Origin of the sequence: Dyella sp. 2YAF14 (genome assembly GCF_052114725.1) — a bacterium.
Lineage (GTDB): Bacteria > Pseudomonadota > Gammaproteobacteria > Xanthomonadales > Rhodanobacteraceae > Dyella.
In genome coordinates this window covers 1-975 of sequence record NZ_JBFRFH010000036.1, presented here as the reverse complement: position 1 = coordinate 975, position 975 = coordinate 1, and the positions used below count along the sequence as shown (strand labels likewise).

The 975-nt window shown below is 60.0% G+C and carries 2 protein-coding genes; both read left to right on the top strand.

Annotated elements, in window-relative coordinates:
• Positions 1–471, top strand: a 471-nt coding sequence (locus AB4Y82_RS21100; protein WP_441605692.1) for a hypothetical protein, incomplete at its 5' end; no start/stop codon positions are given.
• Positions 472–658: 187 nt separating this feature from the next.
• Positions 659–975: hypothetical protein (locus AB4Y82_RS21095; RefSeq protein WP_441611684.1), on the top strand; the 317-nt coding region annotated here is incomplete at its 3' end.

Genomic DNA, 975 nt, shown 5'->3' with positions numbered 1-975 from the left:
ACGCCCCGCATGCTGGGCAAACTTGCCGAGGGCCTGGCCGCCGTCGCCGCGCCGGACTCCACCTGGCTGTTCAATACGGGATTGCCGCACTACGTTCGCCAGGAAGATCCGGGCTACCTCGATCCCCGCAAGCGCGGGCATATCGTCTCTTACGGCATCACGGGCTTGCGCCACATCTTCGAGCCCTTCGGATTCTGCATTACGCCCCTGCCCGGGAAGTCGTTTGCGTTCCTGGCGGAATTCCAGCCAACTCAAGGCCAGCAGCAGTTCACCAGCGACCGCTTCTACGCGCCCGTGGAAGCCAATGTGCGACTTCTGCGCGAATCTGCGCTGCTCTATATCGCGGCATTTGAGTCCGCACGCTCCTATTATTTTCAAGATGAATCGCTTAGCCGCGTCGCGATGAGAAGGTCTTGGCGACGAGTGCCGCTGAGCTGGCGAAAGCTCTATCGAAGACTGCTTTGGACATGAATCGCGCGAGCCGCCATGCGTGACGGGGCTGACCATCGGCCCAATGCGAAACTTTGTGTTAAGGCCGGGCCTTTCGGCTTTCACTAAGGGTTCCAGCGATGCTTCATGATCTAATGACCCCCTTAGATGCGAGCGAATTGACCTGCATCACGCGCCTGTCGTAACAGCAGTCAGCTAAAGTGCCCACATGACACACGATTGCCCTGTTTGCCTAAAATCCAAGACGACCGAGCCATTTCGCGACGTCGACGGTTTCCCTTATTTCTCCTGCAAAGCCTGCGACTCGATCTTCATCGAACCGCAAGTCCTCGCAGACATGGACCGCGGCGTCTCCCCCCGGGACTACGACCTCGACTACTGGAACGAAGAACTGAAGGCAGCGCGTGAGCGCGCCTCGGGCGACGGACTGGTTCGCGCAGGCGAAGCCGTGCTTTACGCACGCAGGGAGGTTCGCCGCTTCCTCGATCTGGGTGCCGGCCCCGGCTATCTGTTGGACCAGCTGGC